Raw genomic sequence first — 21,711 nt, 5'->3', positions numbered from 1 at the left:
TTTCGACGTTTTTCCATCTAATAAAACAATGAAATAGTAACTCTCAAAATGAGTGAAAACTCAATCAACTTAATAAAAAGCATACAGTTCTTTGTAAGAACTCAACGCCTATTAAATCAATTCATCTTCACGGATGATTACACCGCAGGATAGGCTAGAAGCTATAGCGTGCCATCGCTCCTACACGACTATCCTTACCTTTTTGTCCATCAAAGGTCTTACGTTCGCCATAGATATACTCTAAACCAAACGTAATTGGTGTTACTGGTGAATACATGACGTTCCACCAACCTTGTTGCAAAGTTTTGTTTTGTGTTGCATCGGTCACAGCCTGTTTAGCAAAGTCATTGCTATCATCTGCAAACATTGCGCCATAAGCTAAAGTACTACGCAGTTTCGGCGTAATTTGATAGCTTGCACCCGCTGTAAATGCATCAAATTCATTGAGATGTATATCCAAATTATTCGGATTTACATTAAAGGCATTATTGCTATACAGCAAAAACTTGCTGTCACCTTTGACATGTGAATAGTCAATCATTGCCTGTAATGCATCAGTGAACTTATATTTTGCACCAACAGCAACACCCCAACCCAAGTCTGAATCATTGGCACTGATTTGTTTATGATCTTTGTCAAAAGCGGCCTTGCTGCGTGCTTCAGTCAATAAAACACGTGCTGAGCTGGTACCTTTGCCTTCTGCAAAGTCATATTTCAGTTTAGAAGTGAATGCGGGTACTCGATTATCATCATTGCTCTTTTCCAAAGCAATGGCATAACTTATATCTGAATCCAATTTACCGCTGTAGCGTACCATCGGGGTGCGGAAGGTTCCAATACCTAATGGTGAGTTAAAATCCAGCATTTCTGGCTGTACATCAGTTGCCAAGAACGTTGAAGTGGTTTGACCAAATAACCAATCGTTATAAGTCAAATAAGCATGCCGAATCCGTATCGTATCATTACTACTACCACCACGAAAATCGACTTCTAACTTAGCACCAACCTTGGCGCCTTCGACAGGTGCTTTGAAATCAAGACCAAATCGGGTCACGGTAGCTGTGCTATAAAAACGATCGCTATTTTTTTCTTGGCCTTCCAAATCAACTTTGTTAATACGGTTGAATATGCCATCACCACCTTTTACTTGGTAGGAAGCATCACCACGTAGGAAACCATAAAGTTGCACTTGAGCACCTGAAGCAGTGCTAAAGCCTAGAGGAGATTTTTGCGTCGCCTCTGTTGTAACTTTCTGGGCATTGTCATTATTTGCGATAACTGTAGTCGATGTTTCTACAACTTTTGGGGCATCACTTTGTTGTTTTATTGGAGGTAGATATTGTTCTAATAAAGCCCTTAACTCATTTACTTCAGCGCGAAGCTGTTGAATCTGCTCTTGCTCACTGCTTGCGTGTGCATTGTTCATCATCAAGGCTGCAACGATCATTGCCAAACCTTGCACTACGAACGGCTTGCGGATGAGAGTTGAACTCATAAGAAGCTCCTTTGTCTGGTGTATATTTCAACATTTTCCATAAGTATAAAATTGGGTAAATTTAATACACTTAACATGGAAAATCCCCCTCACCTTTATCAGCAAGGAAAGCCTAATCAATTTTTAAAAAGGGCGTATTATGCATAAATTTAGAATATTGTGTGTATTTTTTTATGGGAAGAACAAGAATACTTTGAACATATCTATCTAAATATTATTTCTATTTCATTGTGTTATAAATAAATTTCTTTTTCACAAAAAGAAATCAAATAGAAAAAAATTGATTCTATTTCCACCAACCCCAACGCAGTCGATTATTTTTCAAACAAATCTTAATTCATGGTTTAAAAATCATCCTCAAAAAGTCATGATTGCTTTATAGTCTCATCAGATGAGAAAGATCAAAGAAATATCAGGAGTTTTTATGAACATGGAACAGGTCCGCTACGTTGATAATGCCATTACATCACGCCATTCAGTACGTGCATTTTTGGACACCCCTGTTGATACCCAAACTATTAAAGACATTCTCGCTGTTGCCAGTCGTGCTCCTTCAGGCACAAACACACAGCCATGGAAAGTCTATGTGGTCACAGGGAAAAAACGAGCGGAAATGATTGACCGTGTTTGTACGGCACAAGTTGAACTTTTTCAAAAACCAGAACTGGCACAACACTATCAAGAGACTTTTGCTTACTATCCTGAAACGTGGATTTCACCCTTTATTGATCGTCGCCGTGAAAATGGCTGGGGACTGTACGGTTTACTCGGCATTCAAAAAGGTGAAAAAGACCGAATGGCTGCACAACAATTGCGTAACTTTCAATTGTTTGATGCGCCTGTCGCCTTATACTTTACCGTAAATAAAATCATGGGCATCGGTGCAAAAATGGATATTTCCATGATGATCCAAAACGTCATGATTGCAGCAAAAGCACGTGGTTTAGATACGTGTCCACAAGCGGCTTGGAACCATTTTCACCCCATCGTTTTAGAAGTGCTTGGCGCGCCTGAAGATGAAGATCTGGTCTGTGCCGTCGCATTGGGCTATGCCGACCCAGATCATATTGTAAATACCTTTATTACACCGCGTGAACCTGTAGAAAATTTCACTGTATTTGTAGATGAATAATTCAAACTTTCAACAGTATCTCTAAACGGAGATACTGTTTTGCTGTTTACCAACCTTAAAAATCATCAACAATCCAACACTGGTAAACATCAACATCATCAAGCCCATATTAAGCGATGCTTTCCAAATCAAGAAATTGAGAATCACACCACCGAGTAAACCAAATGCAAACTGAGTACTGCCCATGATTGCGCTCGCAGTTCCCGCTCGTGCACCTTGCTGAGACATTGCCAGTGCCATCGCATTTGGACCTGTTAAACCGATACCTGATACCACTAAGAACAAGCCAATCATTAAAAACCACAAAGGTGCATTTATCATCAAGCCTGCACTCACCACAATCAGAGCACCAAAGCATTGAATAGAACCACCTAAACGTAAGCGTGGAAAAATACCCATTCGCGTATTCAAATGCTTATTCAATGACGACATCAACATAATACCCGCTGCATTCAGTGCAAATGCATAAGAAAATTGCTGTTGAGACAGCCCATATTGCCCCATAAAAACAGCAGAAGCTGAGCTGATATAACAAAATAATGCAGCGCCTGTTAGACAACCTGCCAACATCGGCACTCTAAAACTTTCATCTTTTAAAATCGCAGCATAGAGCGTAGTGACTTGATAAACCGATAGTTTTAAACGACGCTCAACAGGCAACGACTCTTTAAAGAAAAAGTGCACGCACAACCAACAAATCACACCAATGATCGCTAAGCAGACAAAAATAACCTGCCAAGGAAAGAAAATTAAAATCCAAGCGCCAAAGATCGGTGACAAAATCGGCGCCAGTCCCATCACGATCATCATGCTAGAAAAAGCCTGTGCTGAACCTGCGACATCCAAACGATCTCGAATCGCAGCTCTAGCAATCACCACCCCCACGCAACCACCTAAAGCTTGAAAAATACGTGCGGCTATTAAAGTCCATTCATTGGTGACAAAAACACAAGCTAAACTGGCGATCGCATATAAAGCCAACCCAAAATATAACGGTGTCTTACGCCCGATACGATCGCTGATCGGTCCATAAAAAAGTTGACCGATGGCAAGCCCCAAGAAATATGCAGGCAAACTGTTGGCCACCATTTGCGTGCTGACCCCGAACTCGTCTGCCATTTGCGGCAATGCAGGTAAATACATGTCGATCGAAAGCGGCCCCAATGCCGTTAATAGGGCAAGTAACATAATCCATGCTGTGGAATACTGACGCTTTTGAGATTGCTCCGCCTGCATAATGCTGTACTTTTCATGTTTAATGAGATTGTAAGCTTAGCATCCTCGCCTTAATTTGTGCATAATATGAAGAATAAAATCGACGGCACAATACAAAAAGGACAGCTCTTGAATCCTTGGTTCAAACGTTTAAAACAAGCAACCTATAACACCACGTTTATGTATAACGTGCGTATGTTAATCGCTTTTACGGGAACAGCATTTGTTCCTTATTTGATGGGTTACCAACTTGCTACGATTCCATTGACTTTAGGTGTGGTTGCGGCGGGAATCAGCGACATTGATGATCGCTTTTCCGTTCGCATCATGAACCTGATTTATACCTATATCGGTTTCTTTATCACCGCTGCCTCGGTTCAATTGTTATTCCCCTATCCAATGGTTTTTGCGATTGGACTGATTGCCTCATGCATTGGCTGGATTCTGTTGGGTTCGCTCGGTCGTCGTTATGCCACGATTGCTTACGGATGTTTGGTTATTTCCGTATACACCATGTTAGGAGTGCATCTATTTGAGCAATGGTATCTACAGCCCGCTTTATTAGTGGCTGGCGCAGCTTGGTATGGTCTCATTTCAACAATTAGTTTTCTGTTATTTCCTGTTCGACAGTTACAAGATCAACTCTCAGCCTCATATAGCGCATTAGGAAGTTTCTTATATGCCAAATCAAATTTGTTTGATGTCGATATGACGCCTTCAAGTTATCAGCAAAGCATGATTGATTTGTCGATGGAAAATAGCAAACTGATTGCGATTTTTAATAATTTACGCGTGGCATTACTGACTCGGCTCAAAGGTGACCGAGGGCAAAAAGATACGCGGCGCAGTCTACAGTATTATTTTGTGGTTCAAGATATTCACGAACGTGCAGACTCCGCCCACATTGACTATCAAAAACTGGCAAAAGTTTTCCAACACAGCGATATCTTGTTCCGCTTCCAACGAATTTTGTCGATCCAAGGTAAAGCTTGTCAGGACTTGGCACAATCTATTTTAAGCCGCACACGTTATGTACATAACAAACGCTTTAAACATAGCTTTGAAAACTTAAGACTATCCCTAGAAAAAATGCGTGAAGATGGCATCTATGATCAGGTGAGGATTAATGCCTTATTTGCGCTTTATCAAAATCTAAAATCAATTGATGCACAATTACAAAACCTAGAGACAGAACGAAACTTGCAATTAGACACGGCCCAACAAGTCGAAAACCAACTCAAAGATGATGATCTTAAAGGGGTAAATGACATTATTGTGCGTGTAAAACAGCACCTAAGTCCTGAATCTGTTTTATTCCGTCATGCTGTCCGCTTATCTATCGTTCTCTTTATCGGTTATCTATTTATTCAACTCACCAACATTGAATATGGTTATTGGATTCTGATGACCGCATTGTTTGTCTGCCAACCCAACTTTAATGCCACTAAACGACGTTTATATTTGCGGATTGTGGGAACATTAGTGGGGATTATTGTTGGTCTAGCAATCATCTATTTTATTCCTTCAATCGAAGGTCAGTTGGTCATGCTCATACTCAGCGGGATCTTATTTTTCGAGCTGCGAAGTAAACAGTATGCCCAAGCTACCGCGTTCATTACGATTCTGGCGTTAATCAACTTTAACTTAGATGGCTCTGCATTTGCCGCGGGTCTGCCTCGCTTTATTGATACCGTTATTGGCTGTGCCTTGGCGTGGTTTGGGGTCAGCTTCATTTGGCCAGATTGGAAGTTTCGTAGACTGCCTCGCTCGATTCAACGTTCTTTACAAGCACAATGTAAATATTTAGCCGAAGTGGTTCAACAATATCATCAAGGTCGCAATAACGCATTGAACTATCGTGTGGTTCGACGTACTGCACACAATACCGATGCAGAAGTCGCCTCATTGATTTCTACGCTCGCCACAGAACCAAATATTGATAGCACACACAAAAATCAAGCATTTGAGTTTCTTTGTCTTAGCCATACCTTTTTAAGCTATATCGCCGCACTCGGGGCGCATCGTGAGCAAATTCACGATCAAGAGGTTTTAACTTTGTTAGACCAAGCTCTAGATGATATCCAAGGTGCGTTATTACGCGATGAGGTGCCTGGTTTATCTGCACAAAATATGCTGCAAAACATCCGCCAACGCTTGAGTCGTGATGAAGAGAATGATCCAAAATCATTAATTATTTTGCAACAACTCTCGCTCATGTTCAGTATTTTGACGCGTTTAAGTATGCTTAAACAAAGTCTACGACACGAGCCAAATGAAGACGGCACTGAGTTTGCTTCACTGTAACAAAGTGTGGGGCAATACTAATCGCCTATTACGCCCATATATCTTTGATTGAGAGCGTTTATGTCGTGCCAACACGCTCTAATTAATGCTAAACTTAATCCAGTTCTAGACTCAATTTTTAAACTATGACCGCCAAAAATTTATACGCTTATACGCTACAACCTGTTCCTTATGAAGTTTCTGAAGTTGAACAACGTCAAGCTCAACTTATGATTTGGCGCAGTACCAACAAGTTCAGCCGCAAAGCATGGATCATCATGATCGCACTTGTGGTACTTTCTTTAGTTTCTGCAGGACTCATCAAGTATTATTCTACTTACTCAACAGTGATTTGCTGGGTTGTGATTATCGGGGTTGCGCTTTTCTACATCATTAAAAGATTCGGTCTTGAATGGTACGTAAAACGTAAAATGAAAGAGTTCCCTGTCCAAGATATTAAAGGGATCCGTTTAGGTGTACAGCCTCATGGTATCGTGATGCGTCAAAAAGTAGGCCTGCAAGAAGGTACTGCTACGATTGGTTGGAAAGATATTTACGAGTGGTATAACTCACCTGACTTTATCCTTGTAAATTTCAAAGTTAAAACACCAAAAGGTGAACAACAACAAGGTGCTTATATCCTGCCAAAACGCATGGATTCTAAAAACTTTGCATTCAAAACAATTCGTAAACACTTGAATGAAACTGTTGGTGCGGCAAAACCTATTTAATATGAATATTGATGTAACCAACCTCTCTTTATGAGAGGTTTTTTACACCTGTAAGAATCAAATGAGAATAAAAATCAATATTATTCTTATCAAAACGAATGCCTTCCGCTATAATTTTCCCATATTTGTTCTCCCACCTGCATACCGTCAAAGCCATGTTTAAAAAAGCTTTCTTTCAGATCCATTGGTTTTTAGGGATCACCGCTGGTCTCATCCTATCTTTAATGGGTGTTACAGGCGCAATTTACTCATACGATCAACAAATTCTAAAATGGATCAACCATGATAGCTATGTCGTCGAAGCTGCGGTTGTACCCAAATTAACCCCTGCTCAGCTCTACTTACATTTCAATCAACAGCAACCCGAGATTGAAATCAATAGCATTACCATTGCGACTGACCCGACAGCATCCTCCACCGTCAATATTAAAAAAGAAGGCGCACGTCGTGGCTATAACATGATGGTAAATCCCTATACGGCTGAGGTACTGCCCGAAGTAAAGGGACGTGAGTTTTTCCTGTTTATCCAGCGATTACATCGCAACTTAACGGCTGGAGAATATGGTGCACAAATCACAGGTGCATCAACACTGATGCTTATTTTCTTTGTATTAAGCGGTATTTATCTACGCTTTCCAAAGAAACATACCTTCAAGCAATGGTTCTTGATCAAACCTAAATTGAAAGGCCGTAATTTTATTTGGGACTTACATGCCGTGGTGGGTACATGGGTGATTGTGTTTTACCTCTTGTTTGCATGTACTGGTTTGTACTGGTCTTATGACTGGTGGCGTGCTGGGATGTTCAAAGTGATGGGCGTCGAACAACCGCAACGTAATCAACACAACCCTGAACAACATAAAAATGAACAACCAGATTTATCCAATCAACAGATCGGCATGGTTCTAACCCAAACTTGGACGGGTGTGAATGCCAATATCGGACGCGAATACTCGAGTTTGACGCTAAATATACCGAAACAGGACGATCAAAAAGTTGAGCTAACATTTGTTGATGCAATTGCACAACATGAACGCGCACGTAACCAAGCGGTATACAACTACCAAGAGCACAAATTCGAAAAGTTTGAATTATACGAAGATAAAAAGCTCAATGAAAAAATCATGAGCAGCATGCTGCCTGTACATCGGGGTAGCTTTTTTGGATCAACCTATCAATTCATTGCTATGCTTGCATCATTGGCGATGCCATTATTTTTTGTGACAGGCTGGATGCTTTACCTTAAACGACGTAAACAAAAGAGATTAACACTCGCAGCTCGCCAATCTCTGATCGGCCAACAGATTGATCCAAATGCAACGCCCTGGCTCATTACTTATGCATCGCAAACGGGCGTGGCTGAACAACTGGCTTTGCGTACTGCAACAAGCTTACAAGAGGCACGACAACCAACAACTGTGAAACCCATTCAACAACTGACAGAACAAGATCTGCAACACACTCAACAGGTTTTATTTGTTGTGAGTACCTACGGTACGGGTGACGCACCAGATTTAGCGTCAGGCTTTAACAAAAAGCTGATGCAACAACGCCTTGATCTTAGTCAAATGCAATATGCAGTTCTCGCACTTGGCTCTAAAGAATATGCAGACAGTTATTGCAGCTTTGGTCACGCAGTAGAGACATGGTTAAAACAATGCAAAGCACAACCATTGTTTGACTTAATCGAAGTTGACAATGCAAATACCCATGATATTCAACGCTGGAATCAGGCTTTATCGGTTGTGACTCAGCATGAATTGCATGCAATGAATATCGAAAAAACCTTTGATCAATGGACATTAAGCCAACGTAATGTGCTGAACCCAAATAGTCTGGGACAAGCGGCTTATAATATCGAACTCACTGCAACACATGATATGACTTGGCATGCAGGTGATATCGCAGAGATTCAACCTGCCAATAGTTTGGTTGAGATTCAAGCCTTCTTAGACAAACTGCAAATTCCAACACAAACAATCATAAAATCACGTAATCAAAATATCGAGCAAGCACTTTGGGATAAAAACTTGCGGGTTGAAATTCAGCCTTTTAGTGATCTCGAACAATTGCTAGAACAATTACCCACTCTACCGACTCGTGAATACTCAATTGCCAGTATTCCATCACAACAAGTATTAAGACTTGTGGTGCGTCAGCAGTTAGATGAACAGGGTCAACACGGCTTAGGATCAGGCTGGTTAACGACATTTGCACAGCTTAAACAAGATATTGCTTTGCGCATCCGTACCAACGAATCGTTCCATCTCATTGATGACAACCGCCCTATTATTTGTATCGGCAATGGTACTGGTATCGCAGGTTTAATGAGCTTATTACAGCAGCGTAATCGTCAAAATTATTCAGCGAATTGGCTTATTTTTGGTGAACGTCAGCGCGACCATGATTTCTTTTACCAAGAAACCATCCAAGCATGGAAAAATATGGGCACACTACAACGCCTAGACCTCGCCTTTTCTAGAGATCAAGAACAAAGGATCTATGTACAAGATATCTTGCGCGACAATGCTGATGAGTTAATCAACTGGATCAAGCAAGGGGCGGTGATTTACGTCTGCGGTAGCATTGATGGTATGGCAGCAGGTGTGGATCAAGCTCTCATCGAGATGTTGGGTGAAGGTCAGGTTGATGAATTACGTCAAACTGGGCGTTACCGTCGAGATGTGTACTAAATCCAAAGCAATAAAACGGGTGTTGAATCACTCGTTTTATTGTTTGAAGATTAAATTTGATGATTAAAAAAAGTTTGCCTTTCAATTCATTTTACATACACTGAGCTGATTCAAATCGACTTCGATTCAAATTATGCAACTCAGTTTATGGCTTCGTATTTTTTTTGCCGTTATTGGTATTCTGTTATTTTTAGATGGTGCAATATTGATCGCACTTAAAAAGATTCATATTGGGACGGTACTCCCTCTTCTACTTGGTCTTTTTTTCTGTTTATATTCGCTCTTTTATTACCATATTGAACGCTTCTTTTTTTACCATTTTCGCCTACATTCAATCTGGCGATTCGGCTGGTTATGCTTTTGGGTCTGGTTGGTCAGCTTAGGCTATTTCTTCCATTATCTTGCAAACAATACAACGAACATACCAGACACATCACCTGTGGCTGCAATCATTGTATTAGGCAGTGGTGTTGAAAATGGACAACCATCTGCCACACTTGCCAAACGTTTAGATCGTGCAGCGCCAATCGCTTTAGCTCAACCCAATGCGAAATTAATCCTTTCAGGTGGATTGGATTTTGGTGAAACTGAGAGTGAAGCTTTGGTCATGTCACGTTATTTGCAACAGACCTATCACATTCCCACAGCACAAATTATCTTAGAAGATCGAAGCACCAGCACCGAACTAAATCTCAAGAATAGCCAACCGCTGTTAAAGGCACAGGATATTACGATTCAACAGCCAATTATTATTGTCACAAGTGATTTCCATACCCCACGCGCTGCGGCAATTGCGAAAAAACAAGGCTACACAAATTTCACGATGGTCGGCTCAACAACACCACTAGCCACGCGATATAATGCATGGTTAAGAGAATATTTTGCTTATGTCAGTGGTTGGCTACTCAATGAATACTGATTAAGGTTTACCCCATCCATCAAGTATAAAATTATGGGTCTGTAAAATCTCAACAGACCCTACTTATTGATGGATTCGGATGTCACGCGGTAATGGCAAATTTAGCTCTTCAAAAATATCAGGACGTTGCAAATAGATTTGATATAAAAAGTTCTTGATATCCAATAATAATGTATCTGGCGTCACCAACAGATTATTCCCCTCTGGGGTTAAATCTAAAGATAAAATCGTATTATTTTCTTTTAGAAATGGAATCATCTTTTCAATGAAATCCTTTAACGAGACTTCTTGAATACTATATTGCGCCCAATTGTCTTTAATTAATAATTTTGCTAGGCCTTTATTCTGCCAAACTGACAGTGCATGCTGACCTGAAGGTGTAGAACACAAAGCCCAACCATCGTGATATAACGCAATCACTTGACGTTGCAAAATAATATTTTGAATAAATTGGCGATAAGCGTCTTTAGATGAGGAATTCGATGTTATTGTTTGAGATTTTGACGCGGCCTTACGTTGATAAGGATTTCTCATAAATTACTTCAATATTAGAATCATTATTGAGGCTAATCATAAAATAATTCGATATTGATTACAATGATTTGAGTATCTAGAAAGGAGATATGGTGGGCGCTGACGGGATCGAACCGCCGACATTCTGCTTGTAAGGCAGACGCTCTACCAACTGAGCTAAGCGCCCTGAACGAGTATAAACAAAGCGAAGCTTTGTCCGAGTGCAAGAGAAAAATCTTTGATTTTTCTAGTTAACTCTCGTTTCAGAGATCAAGTATAAAGATACTTGTCAAAACTATCATTCTCTTAAAGCGATATCAAGAGAATGGCGCAGCGGACGGGGCTCGAACCCGCGACCCTCGGCGTGACAGGCCGATATTCTAACCAACTGAACTACCGCTGCATCGGTATACTTCTTTACGAAGTAAGTATCACAAACTATGGTGGGCGCTGACGGGATCGAACCGCCGACATTCTGCTTGTAAGGCAGACGCTCTACCAACTGAGCTAAGCGCCCTGAACGAGGCCAAACAAAGCGAAGCTTTGTCCGAGTGCAAGAGAAAAATCTTTGATTTTTCTAATTAACTCTCGTTTCAGTGAAGTAGATAAAAAAATTATCCGACTTCATACTATTCCCAACCTCACAAAATTAAAGTGGCGCAGCGGACGGGGCTCGAACCCGCGACCCCCGGCGTGACAGGCCGGTATTCTAACCAACTGAACTACCGCTGCACTTTCACAATATCGCAATTATGGGTAAAACGATGTTAAAACTTAAGTGGCGCAGCGGACGGGGCTCGAACCCGCGACCCTCGGCGTGACAGGCCGATATTCTAACCAACTGAACTACCGCTGCACTATAATTTTGCAATTATGGGTAAAACGATGTTAAAACTTAAGTGGCGCAGCGGACGGGGCTCGAACCCGCGACCCTCGGCGTGACAGGCCGATATTCTAACCAACTGAACTACCGCTGCACTTGAAGTTTTAACGTAAAGGCTTGGTGGGCGCTGACGGGATCGAACCGCCGACATTCTGCTTGTAAGGCAGACGCTCTACCAACTGAGCTAAGCGCCCTTAACGTCTTTATCGTTTGTGAGGTGCATTATAGAGAATCTTTACAGCGTGTCAAACGCTTTTGACACACTTTCCCGAAAAAACCGTGTGAGTGATTAAAAAATAAGTAATTCTTTGATAAATGCGGTATTTTCGTATTTTATTTAAACACTTATTCACATTTTCAGTATCAATCTTTCAAAGCCTGTTCTGAAATATAAACCAAAGCTTGTTCTGAAATTAGTTCAAAAAGCTCGATAATTTCATCATTCTTCATTCGGATACAACCATGCGACATTGGAATGCCCATCGGTTCTGTCTCAGGTGTGCCATGAATATAAATATAACGCTTAAAAGTATCGCAACCCTCCCCCTGATTAAATCCAGCTTCTAAACCATCCAGCCATAAGATTCGCGATAAAATCCAATCTCGTTGTGGGAATTGTTGTGCAAGTTGTTGATCATAGACTTCACCAGTCGGCTGTCTACCAATAAATACCGTATTTCTTTCTGCATCAGCACCAATCTTTTGTGCGACTTGATGCCACCCTCTTGGCGTTTTGCCACTATTTTCTTGTTCGCCGATACCATTCTTGCCTGAGGAAATGACATAGAATTTATTGTGTTTCGGCAGTCGTAAAGTTTGCTGTGCCAAATCAATTAAAATATCAGCCTGTTCAAGTGTATAGGGCATTTTTTTATCTCGAGCAATGATAGAACAATTGTATTTCAACATAAAAAAGTTGAGATTTCTGTAGTTTTGATTTGTATTAGAAGTGGCTTATCAATTTTTCGAGTGTTCACCACGACCTATGCATCGAGTGATTTTAATTATTCTATACCTCACGCGTATAGCCTCCGTGTTCTTGCGAAGCTTTAGACGTTTCTCAGGGCAAATCCTTAAAGTAGTGTTTTAAGTTTGCTTAACCCGCCACTCGCAGCGTATGAGGAACAGTGTTCCGCAAGGTCTTGCGCATAAGGAATATATTCCGCAAGATCTTCACTTTTATTAACCCGCCACTCGAGCGTTGCTCTCGTCTTCTTGCGAAGCTTTAAACGCTTCTCAGGACAAAGCGTTGCTTTTATTAACTAGCCACTCGAGCGTATGAGGAACAACGTTCCGCAAGGTCTTGCGCAGCTAAAAAGCTTCGCTTTTATTAACGCTGCTCAGGTTCAGGGCGGAGCCATAGCCAAACAGCGACCGTAAACATGGTGACATTGGTAAAAACTTTGACTAAAAACGGCGCATTGGTAAAGAGCATGATGATACCGCTAATCAACATCATGATACTGGCAAGCCATTTTGCTTTACGCGGCACCGTGCCATTTTCACGCCAGTTACGCAATGTTGGGCCATATTTAGGATGATTGAGTAACCATGCATCCATTTGCGGCCATCCTTTCGATGCTGCCCACGCCGCGATAATCAAAAATACCGTCGTTGGCATACCCGGTAGAATCGCACCAATTATCCCTAAGGTAATAAAAATGATGACTAAACTACGCCAAAACAATATTTTCATTTCGTATTTAACCAACGCGTCAAAACAACCGTGCTAGTATAAAGTGTTTTCATTGTCGTTTCTTAAACTTAGCGTATTATTTCCATGATTGAGTTTGCTTCATGCTTAAAATAATGACCTGCCCCGCTTTATTTGAACCGTGGTTACAGTTTAAGCATCCTATTGTACGACAGTTGGCTTTTTCCATTGCCAGTCCCAATATTTTGGCTCAAATCCCAAATGAACTAAACCTGAAAAATAGATTCAGCGTTCACAACGACCAAACTTGGCAAACGTTGTACCAGCAATATGAACCACGCTTGAAACAACTTGATCAACAACCACAACCTCTACTTGACTTTCTCGCACGCCTTAAAAGCACTCGTTTAGGCTTACGTTTTGAAAATTTATTGTGGTTTTGGCTGTTGGATGATGCTTACCATCCCTATCAATTGCTTGGACATAGTATCCAAAAAATTTCAGGGGCAATCACTTTAGGCGAAATCGATTTTCTTGTGCTCAATCAACAAACGCAGGAAGTTGAACATTGGGAAGTTGCTCTCAAATATTATCTTGGTGAGAGCGAATTAAGTTTGTCACAATGGTTCGGACTGAATCGAGAAGATACCTTACATCGAAAATTAAAGCATTTTACCGAACGCCAATTTCAGTTTTCAGAAGCGAATAATATTCAAATCCAGCGTAAATTTGCAGTGATGAAAGGACAGCTTTTTTTGCCTCGCTCTCAAGATGAATTAACACTCCCAACATGGGTGAATGCTTCTAGACGTTTAGGGCAATGGGGAACTCACATTCCACAACTTTCTTATTATCGTTTACAGCGCCAAGAATGGCTTTGCCCAAACCAACTTGCATCTTCATCAACAGCGAATTGGTGGACCGATGGCCTCTACCACAATACAACAGCCGAACCCTTCTTCTATATGTTTCGTCAGCCTTCTCTGCTATTTAAGCGGCGCTGATTTCATTAAATTTCAGTAAGTAACACTTTATAACACTTCTACCGTCAAACAATTATGTTCATTTTCATCTTATTTCTTTAGCCTCTTACATACACCATAATTAAATTGAGTCGGAGACAAGCATGAAAAAAATCTTAGTTGCGTCTATCATGGCCACTTTTGTTTTAACTGGCTGTAATACCTTCAAAGGTTTCGGTAAAGATGTATCTAAAGCTGGAGAAAAAGTAACGCAGTCTGCTGAAAAAACCCAAGATAAAATGTAATTTGTAAAAAAATAGACCATAAAACCTTATCTTTGAAAAGATAAGGTTTTTTTTAACATACCTTTCTTGGCAATATTCCCCTATTATATCGGTTCAAATTTCACCAGATTTATCTACATCTCGCATGAACCATTCCGATACGCTTGAACTTAGTTTACAACTCCTCCGCCAACCGTCTGTTACCCCTGTTGACCATGATTGCCAGAATATCATGGCTGAGCGATTGGCAAAGATTGGTTTTAATATCGAAAACTTACGTTTTGAAGATGTTGATAACTTGTGGGCTCGTCGTGGCACGGAAAGTCCAGTTTTTTGTTTTGCAGGACATACAGATGTTGTTCCTACTGGACAACTAGATGCATGGAATTCAGATCCATTTTTACCATCGATCAGAGATGGTAAATTATATGGTCGTGGTACTGCGGATATGAAAACAGCTTTAGCCGCGATGGTGGTTGCTTCTGAACGTTTTGTTGCAAAGCATTCTAACCATAAAGGTTCTATAGCCTTTTTGATTACCTCTGATGAAGAAGGTCCATCGATTAACGGTACAGTTAAAGTTGTGGAAACCTTAGAAGCACGTCAAGAGAAAATGACGTGGTGTTTGGTTGGCGAACCTTCGAGTACCCATCAATTGGGTGATATTGTAAAAAATGGGCGTCGTGGTTCGTTAAATGCTGTTTTAACCGTTCATGGTAAGCAGGGGCATGTTGCCTACCCTCATCTTGCAGAAAACCCAATTCACTCCTCATCTAAAGCGCTCAATGAGTTATGTGAAACCGTTTGGGACAATGGCAACGAATACTTCCCAGCGACCTCTTTCCAAATTTCAAATATCCAAGCAGGTACAGGCGCGACCAATGTTATTCCTGGTTCATTGAAAGTGACTTTTAACTTCCGTTATTCAACAGAAGTTACTGCTGAAATCCTTCAACAACGTGTTCTCGACATCTTAGATAAGCATCAACTAAATTACAGCATTCATTGGACCTTTTCAGGCTTACCATTCCTAACCCCAGTCGGAGAATTGGTCAATGCCGCAAAAGTCGCGATTAAAAATGTAACAGGTGTAGAAACCAAACTTTCAACCAGTGGCGGGACATCTGATGGACGCTTTATCGCTCCAACTGGCGCTCAAGTATTAGAGCTTGGTGTGTTAAATGCGACGATTCATCAAATTAATGAGCATGTAAACGTTGCTGACCTTGAACCTTTGGCAGAGATCTACGAGCAGATTCTAGAACAACTGCTAGCAAAGTGATAACAACATAGACAAAAAAGGAGGAACTCAATCATCGGCTGAGTTCCTCCTTTTTATGTTCTTTATAAACCCAATTGGGTTTGTATATTCTGCAAATTGGGAACATAAAATGTATTGCCACCAATTTTCACATACTTAAAAACATTGGCATCATCAATTTCACCTTCATCATCAACGATCTCTGAGATACGTAAACGAATCGATGAAGGCATTTCATTACAGATCAAAGCAAAGCGTTCTGAAACATCATCACCTTCAACCACCAAGGCAACACCCTGTTTCTGGGTTGGATCATTTACCGCATAAATCGGCAGTTTTAAATCATGCCACTCAATATGATCAACCTGTGTCTGTGTATCCATCGCAGATAACACGATATTTTGCGGTAGCAGCATTGGAACTTTTTGATGACATTCAATAATGTATGCGTCAATAAATCCAGTTGAAACCGTAATTAAATGCTGCAACTCTTGCTGGTCAATTTGACCCAATATCGCATTTGCGCCTTTTTTCACCATAATTATTCACTCCTCAGCGCACAACAAGTAAGCTATCTATATTTTCCAAAAGTGTTTCCTCTTGGAATGGTTTACCCATGTATTGGTTTACCCCTAATGATAGGGCGCGTTCACGATGCTTCTCACCTGTCCGCGAAGTAATCATTATGATCGGTAGATTTCGATGGATTTCATGATGTCGAACCAGATTCGTGACTTCAAAACCATCCATTCGCGGCATTTCGATATCGAGTAACATTAAATCAGGTTTAATGGTTTCCAGTTGCTCTATCGCATCTACACCGTCTTTCGCTGTCACAACATCATAGCCCTGACGTTCCAACAAGCGTGACGTAACCTTACGTACGGTGACTGAGTCATCCACAATCATAATCAAACGACGTTCGTCATAACGCTGTTTGGTGTATGTCTCATCTGCTTGTTTCGCACGTGGCGTTGACTGAGCTTGGCGAGCAATATTTTGACCATCTAAAATCAAGCAGACCTGACCATCACCGAGAATGGTTGCCCCAGCAATCACGCCAATACTGGAGAATTGTTGCCCAACTGGTTTTACAACAATTTGACCACGTGAACCAATAAGCTGGTCGATCAATAATGCGGTTGTTTGACCTTGTGCCCCTTTAATCAACAATACAGGTAAAGAATGCACAATACCGCTTAAGCGTGGGATCGGCTGCCCTGCCACAAACTCGGATAAATAACGCAAACGATAGCGCTCTTGATCAATATCGAAGTAGTCTTCTTGGCTATCAAAGTATTGCTCTAAAGCCATCGGCGAAATACGCACAATACGATCAATTTGTGCCAGTGGGAAAGCAAATTGTTGGTCGCCCGCTTTCACCATAAGTGCATCGCTGACGGCCACTGTCGTCGGTACTCGAATGGTAAAGGTTGTGCCTTTACCAAAAACAGAACTCACACTGACATGACCACCCAAAGCTTTAATATCACTTTGAACAACATCTAAACCAACACCACGCCCAGAAATCTGAGTCACTTGCGCCGCGGTACTAAAACCAGGATGGAAGATAAACTGTAAAATCTCATCTTGATCAAGTTTTTGTTCTTTGGTCATTAACCCCGTTTGAATCGCCTTATCTTTAATACGATTTACATCAATCCCTTTACCATCATCACTAAAGCTAACGACAACATCTGTCCCTTGACGACCGATATTTAAAACAATATGTCCTGTTTCAGGCTTTTTCGCTTGTAAGCGTTGCTCACGGTCTTCGATACCATGATCAATCGCATTTCGCAACATATGCTCAAATGGTGAAACTAGACGCTCCAAAATACTACGGTCTAATTCACCTTCGGTATTGTTCACAACCAGTTCCGTCGGTCGGTTCAAGGTTGATGCCGTTTGACGGACAATACGTTGTAAACGTGGCAACAGACGAGAAAATGGCACCAAACGGGTACGCATCAAACTTTCTTGAATTTCCGCTTGGATACGTGACTGTTGTAACAATAAACCTTCAGTATCACGGATCTTCTCAGAGAGTGTCGTTTTAAAGTCAACCAAGTCAGATGCTGACTCTGCAAGAGATTTTGACAACTGATTTAAAGATGAATATTGATCCATCTCTAATGGGTCAAAATCAGCATAACGCGCATCTTCTCCACCATGTCGTGCAATAATTTGACTTTCTAACTCACCTTCCATTCGACGCAATTGATCCGCCAAACGCTTAATCGCAAGCTCCATTTCCGTCAACGTACCGCCCAACTGACCTAAGTCCATCTCGATACGTGAACGGTTAATCGCATTTTCTCCTGACAAATCAATCATCTTCTCGATAACATCAGCAGAAACACGTATCATCTCATTGTTCTGTTCTACGCGCTCAGTTGTTTCCCACTCACCTTGCATAGATGGTGGCTCAGTTCCATCACCCTGAACAAACTCCATGGTGTATTCAGGCGTAAAAATATCCCGTGCAGACAGTTTTTGTGGCAGTTGTGCTGAAACGTCAACAAAGTCCATTTTTTCTAAATTATGTTTTAAACCATCAAAATTCGCATATTGACGTTTAAAGACAGCATCATTGAGCCATGCAAGAGCGGTATTGAGTAAGTTGTCGTATACATTGGAATTAAAATGATGCACACCAAATTGTTCAAACGCATTTTCTAAATGATAGGCAATGACGGCAACTGCATCCAACTCGGCCATCCGCGCGCCGCCCTTTAAACTATGGGCATTACGTTGTAGCTGTAATAACACACTACGATTACTACGTTGCTCGAACCATTGTTTTAATAACTGTTGAGCCTGTTCTAACAACTCTTCTGCTTCTTCAAGGAAGGTCTGTTCCACCAGTGAACGAACATCATCCTCGGCAGTTTCTTCATCAACCAACGCTACGATTTGATCAGGCAACTCCGCTTCAACAGCAACTTCTGTCTCAACTGGACTCAACGCTTCAGTTGTTCGCTCAATGTCGTCTGTCCCAGACTGCTGTTCAATCGTCTCATGTGTATCAGACAGCATTTCGACTTCACTGTCTTCAACTTGATCGACAAATTCAACCGCGTCAACGCTTGGCGCATGGCTTAGGTCATCAGCAGATTGCTCTGCTTGCTGGAGTAACTGCACAACATGCGTTGATGGGTAATCGACGTGTTGATCACGAATCGTCTGAATACGATCAGAAATATCATCTTGTACCAAACGAATCAATGCTATGAGCTGAGGTGTTGCTTGTAGTTGTTGATTGATGAGTTTTTCATAAATCGTTTCTAATTCATGCGCAATCAAACCAATATAAGGGGCTTGAATCATATTTGAACCCCCTTTTAAGGTGTGCAAATAGCGCATCAAATTTTTCAGTGCATTTAGATTCTGATGATCAACCGTCCATGTATTTAGATCAGCATCGATCCCCACCAATAACTCATCGGCTTCTTCTAAGAAGATATCCAGCAAATCTGGATCAAAGTTTCGATTGGATGCTGCGGATTGTAATTGTTGTTTATCCAGTACCAGTTGAGCAGCGAGATCGGTTACATCTACGGCAGCATGATTAGCTACTGTCTGAACAGCAACATCTGTAGCAGACACTGTTGTTTCTTCATCGACGCTCTGTTCGCTAACAATTTGCGTAGCTACCTTGCTTTCAGCATCAGTCTTCGCTGTCGATGCTGTTAACTGTACGAGAGCACCGACAACATGAGTCGAAGGATAATCTATTTGCTGATCTCGAATCGTTTGAATACGATCTGAAATATCGTCTTGGACTGAGCGAATCATCGCAACTAAGGTCGGTGTTACTTGGAGTTGCTGATTAATAAGCTTTTCATAAATGGTTTCTAGCTCATGTGCAATCAGACCAATATGAGGGGCTTGTATCATATTTGCGCCACCTTTCAAGGTGTGCAAATAACGCATCAGATTTTTTAATGCATTGAGATTTTGACCGTCTACTGTCCAAGTATTGAGATCTGTATCAATCCCAGCCAATAACTCATCCGCTTCTTCTAGGAAAATATCCAAAAGATCAGGATCAAAATCGCGATTTGCTTCAGCAGATTGTAGTTGCTGTTTATCTAAAGCAAATTGAGCCGTTAAATCAGTTGCAGCCATCGGTGTAGGCGCATTGTTATTTTCAGTTGCATCTAGTTGTGTTGATTCTGCGGTTATGTCAATCGCAAGTTGATCTAACGACTCTACATTTTGTTGTGTAAATGAACTAAGCTCATTTAAAACACGTTCATGCACTTTGGTTAAAGTGACACGTTGCCCCGCCGCCAAGGTATCAAACAATTGAGTAAACTGTTGATGGACTTGGTGATATAACTCAAATGCAGCATCTAGATGAAGTAGGTTTGGCTTAAAAATTAAATCTTGATAGCTTGAACGTAACAAACTTGTATATTGATACATCCCAATCGTCGCGTGATGATGGGTATGTTGCAACAATATTTCAGCTTGTTGACTAAGCAACTGTAGATATTGAGGAAATTCTGCACGTGCTCGTTTCTCAAAATCAGATTCCACATCAAGCAAATCATGGATATTGAGTTCCAACAACTGAGAAACCAGACCTTGTGGTCGCACCGAACCATTATGTTGTTCTTCTAATTGGAAGTCATAGCTATCCCATGCCGCATTGAATGTGGCATAGATTTCATCAGACTTCTGCGGTGTATCTTGTTGTCTTAAACTATGCAAATAATCACGAACGAATTGAGCATAATGCGTTAGTAAAGCAGTTTCATTTGAACTTGAATCTAGCTCATCTTGTAATAATGTTTTAAATAGGTTTTCAACTTTAGAGCTTGCTTCAAAAATGTGATCCACATGCGCCATCGCAGAGCTACCACGAAGCGTATGCAAAGCTCGAATCAAAGTGTTGTATTGTTCATTTGTTTGGCGATCATCCTGTAAAAAATGATCAATGGTTGCCAGATGCTCTTCTGCTTCTTCCAAGAAAATTGCTAATGTCTCTTTAGCAAGCATCTCATCTTGGGCTGATTCCATTTCAGCTTTGGTGAATACCAGCTCAGCATCTGATTCGCGCTGTTCTAATGCCAGTTCGTTATCACTCACTGAATCATCAAGCAATTCTAGGCCTGTCAGATCATCATCATGCTTTAATTGATTGGCAAGATTCAATAAATCAGTCAATACAGAATCAGGTTTTTTCTGTTGTTGCAATTGTTGACCGAGTAAAACCAGTGGCCTTAAATCGATAATATGCGCTTTCACCGCTTTAAAGTCATGAATAAGCTTAAAGCGATAAACATTAAAAATGGCCTGTACATACCGTTGGATTTCCGTATCGAACGGAATCGTTCCAGCTAAGACACGATTGAGCAGGTCTTCAACTGTCCAACCTAACTCCCCAGAAGATTTTGCCCCAACCATTCTTCCAGAACCTTTAAGGGTATGGAAATGTCGACGAATATCCGTGAGCACATTCTGTTGACTCGACTGTTCAATCCATTGAACTAATAATGGCTCTAACTCAACAAAGATTTCATCTAATTCTTCAATAAAAATCTCAAGAATTTCTGCATCTTGTTCAAGATAACTGTCTTCAGGAAGCGTCATCGTTTCAACTAACGTTTTTAATATTTGTTTCATAGCGGCTTCTTTCGTTTTTATCCACCAGTTGTGGCTAAAAAATACGTGTATC

At 41.0% G+C, this 21,711-nt stretch carries 15 protein-coding genes and 7 tRNA genes; 8 read left to right on the top strand and 14 right to left on the bottom strand.

The window, feature by feature from the left end; genetic code table 11:
- Nucleotides 1-154: 154 nt before the first annotated feature.
- A complete protein-coding gene (locus tag F903_RS05880) occupies nucleotides 155-1,495 on the bottom strand; it encodes a DcaP family trimeric outer membrane transporter (protein ID WP_005195434.1) in 1,341 nt (446 codons plus the stop codon).
- Nucleotides 1,496-1,919: 424 nt separating this feature from the next.
- On the opposite strand from F903_RS05880, the gene F903_RS05875 reads away from it, so the two are divergent.
- Nucleotides 1,920-2,627 (top strand): nitroreductase, encoded by a 708-nt coding sequence (locus tag F903_RS05875; protein ID WP_005195433.1) that lies wholly within the window; start codon nucleotides 1,920-1,922, stop codon nucleotides 2,625-2,627.
- 21 nt (nucleotides 2,628-2,648) lie between these two features.
- On the opposite strand, the gene F903_RS05870 is transcribed toward F903_RS05875, so the two are convergent.
- Nucleotides 2,649-3,863, bottom strand: coding sequence for a multidrug effflux MFS transporter (locus F903_RS05870; protein ID WP_005195432.1), 1,215 nt, complete (start codon nucleotides 3,861-3,863; stop codon nucleotides 2,649-2,651).
- Between the two features lie 108 nt (nucleotides 3,864-3,971).
- On the opposite strand from F903_RS05870, the gene yccS reads away from it, so the two are divergent.
- The 4 genes from yccS (at nucleotide 3,972) to F903_RS05850 (ending at nucleotide 10,468) form a co-directional block, all read left to right on the top strand.
- Nucleotides 3,972-6,146, top strand: coding sequence for a YccS family putative transporter (gene yccS, locus F903_RS05865; protein ID WP_034595110.1), 2,175 nt, complete (start codon nucleotides 3,972-3,974; stop codon nucleotides 6,144-6,146).
- 125 nt (nucleotides 6,147-6,271) lie between these two features.
- Nucleotides 6,272-6,856, top strand: a complete 585-nt coding sequence (locus F903_RS05860; RefSeq protein ID WP_004669402.1) for a YcxB family protein — start codon at nucleotides 6,272-6,274, stop codon at nucleotides 6,854-6,856.
- Between the two features lie 155 nt (nucleotides 6,857-7,011).
- Nucleotides 7,012-9,549, top strand: coding sequence for a PepSY domain-containing protein (locus tag F903_RS05855; protein WP_034594929.1), 2,538 nt, complete (start codon nucleotides 7,012-7,014; stop codon nucleotides 9,547-9,549).
- Between the two features lie 133 nt (nucleotides 9,550-9,682).
- On the top strand, nucleotides 9,683-10,468 hold the full coding sequence (locus F903_RS05850) for a YdcF family protein (RefSeq protein WP_005195428.1): 786 nt from the start codon (nucleotides 9,683-9,685) through the stop codon (nucleotides 10,466-10,468).
- A gap of 63 nt (nucleotides 10,469-10,531) precedes the next feature.
- Here the strand turns inward: F903_RS05850 and F903_RS05845 are convergent, their stop codons facing one another.
- The 10 genes from F903_RS05845 to F903_RS05800 form a co-directional block, all read right to left on the bottom strand.
- Nucleotides 10,532-11,002: a DUF2750 domain-containing protein gene (locus tag F903_RS05845; protein ID WP_005195427.1), complete on the bottom strand. Its 471-nt coding sequence runs from the start codon at nucleotides 11,000-11,002 to the stop codon at nucleotides 10,532-10,534.
- Nucleotides 11,003-11,092: 90 nt separating this feature from the next.
- Nucleotides 11,093-11,168 (bottom strand) — tRNA-Val (locus tag F903_RS05840).
- Nucleotides 11,169-11,307: 139 nt separating this feature from the next.
- Nucleotides 11,308-11,384 (bottom strand) — tRNA-Asp (locus tag F903_RS05835).
- 38 nt (nucleotides 11,385-11,422) lie between these two features.
- Nucleotides 11,423-11,498 (bottom strand) — tRNA-Val (locus F903_RS05830).
- Nucleotides 11,499-11,636: 138 nt separating this feature from the next.
- Nucleotides 11,637-11,713 (bottom strand) — tRNA-Asp (locus F903_RS05825).
- Between the two features lie 47 nt (nucleotides 11,714-11,760).
- Nucleotides 11,761-11,837, bottom strand: a tRNA-Asp gene (locus tag F903_RS05820).
- 44 nt (nucleotides 11,838-11,881) lie between these two features.
- Nucleotides 11,882-11,958: transfer RNA gene (locus F903_RS05815), tRNA-Asp, on the bottom strand.
- 24 nt (nucleotides 11,959-11,982) lie between these two features.
- Nucleotides 11,983-12,058: transfer RNA gene (locus F903_RS05810), tRNA-Val, on the bottom strand.
- A 169-nt stretch (nucleotides 12,059-12,227) separates the two neighbouring features.
- Nucleotides 12,228-12,731: a cell wall-recycling L,D-carboxypeptidase ElsL gene (elsL, locus tag F903_RS05805; protein ID WP_005195424.1), complete on the bottom strand. Its 504-nt coding sequence runs from the start codon at nucleotides 12,729-12,731 to the stop codon at nucleotides 12,228-12,230.
- Between the two features lie 463 nt (nucleotides 12,732-13,194).
- Nucleotides 13,195-13,560, bottom strand: a complete 366-nt coding sequence (locus F903_RS05800) for a YbaN family protein (RefSeq protein WP_004669414.1) — start codon at nucleotides 13,558-13,560, stop codon at nucleotides 13,195-13,197.
- Nucleotides 13,561-13,661: 101 nt separating this feature from the next.
- On the opposite strand from F903_RS05800, the gene F903_RS05795 reads away from it, so the two are divergent.
- The 3 genes from F903_RS05795 (at nucleotide 13,662) to dapE (ending at nucleotide 16,046) form a co-directional block, all read left to right on the top strand.
- Nucleotides 13,662-14,522, top strand: coding sequence for a DUF1853 family protein (locus F903_RS05795; RefSeq protein ID WP_005195422.1), 861 nt, complete (start codon nucleotides 13,662-13,664; stop codon nucleotides 14,520-14,522).
- A gap of 122 nt (nucleotides 14,523-14,644) precedes the next feature.
- Entirely contained in the window at nucleotides 14,645-14,785 is a 141-nt protein-coding gene (locus F903_RS05790) for an entericidin A/B family lipoprotein (RefSeq protein ID WP_004669417.1), read from the top strand.
- Nucleotides 14,786-14,909: 124 nt separating this feature from the next.
- On the top strand, nucleotides 14,910-16,046 hold the full coding sequence (dapE, locus tag F903_RS05785) for a succinyl-diaminopimelate desuccinylase (RefSeq protein WP_005195419.1): 1,137 nt from the start codon (nucleotides 14,910-14,912) through the stop codon (nucleotides 16,044-16,046).
- A 62-nt stretch (nucleotides 16,047-16,108) separates the two neighbouring features.
- Here dapE and F903_RS05780 read toward each other — a convergent pair whose 3' ends face one another.
- Both F903_RS05780 and F903_RS05775 read right to left on the bottom strand, forming a co-directional pair.
- Nucleotides 16,109-16,564 carry a hypothetical protein gene (locus F903_RS05780; RefSeq protein WP_005195417.1) on the bottom strand — a complete coding sequence of 152 codons (456 nt, stop codon included), beginning with the start codon at nucleotides 16,562-16,564 and terminating at the stop codon, nucleotides 16,109-16,111.
- Nucleotides 16,565-16,577: 13 nt separating this feature from the next.
- On the bottom strand, nucleotides 16,578-21,659 hold the full coding sequence (locus F903_RS05775) for an Hpt domain-containing protein (protein WP_005195416.1): 5,082 nt from the start codon (nucleotides 21,657-21,659) through the stop codon (nucleotides 16,578-16,580).
- Between the last annotated feature and the right edge of the window lie 52 nt (nucleotides 21,660-21,711).

Origin of the sequence: Acinetobacter sp. NIPH 298 (assembly GCF_000369505.1) — a bacterium.
Taxonomy (GTDB): domain Bacteria; phylum Pseudomonadota; class Gammaproteobacteria; order Pseudomonadales; family Moraxellaceae; genus Acinetobacter.
Note: the sequence above shows the minus strand (reverse complement) of the source record. Positions and strands in the feature narration are given on the sequence as shown.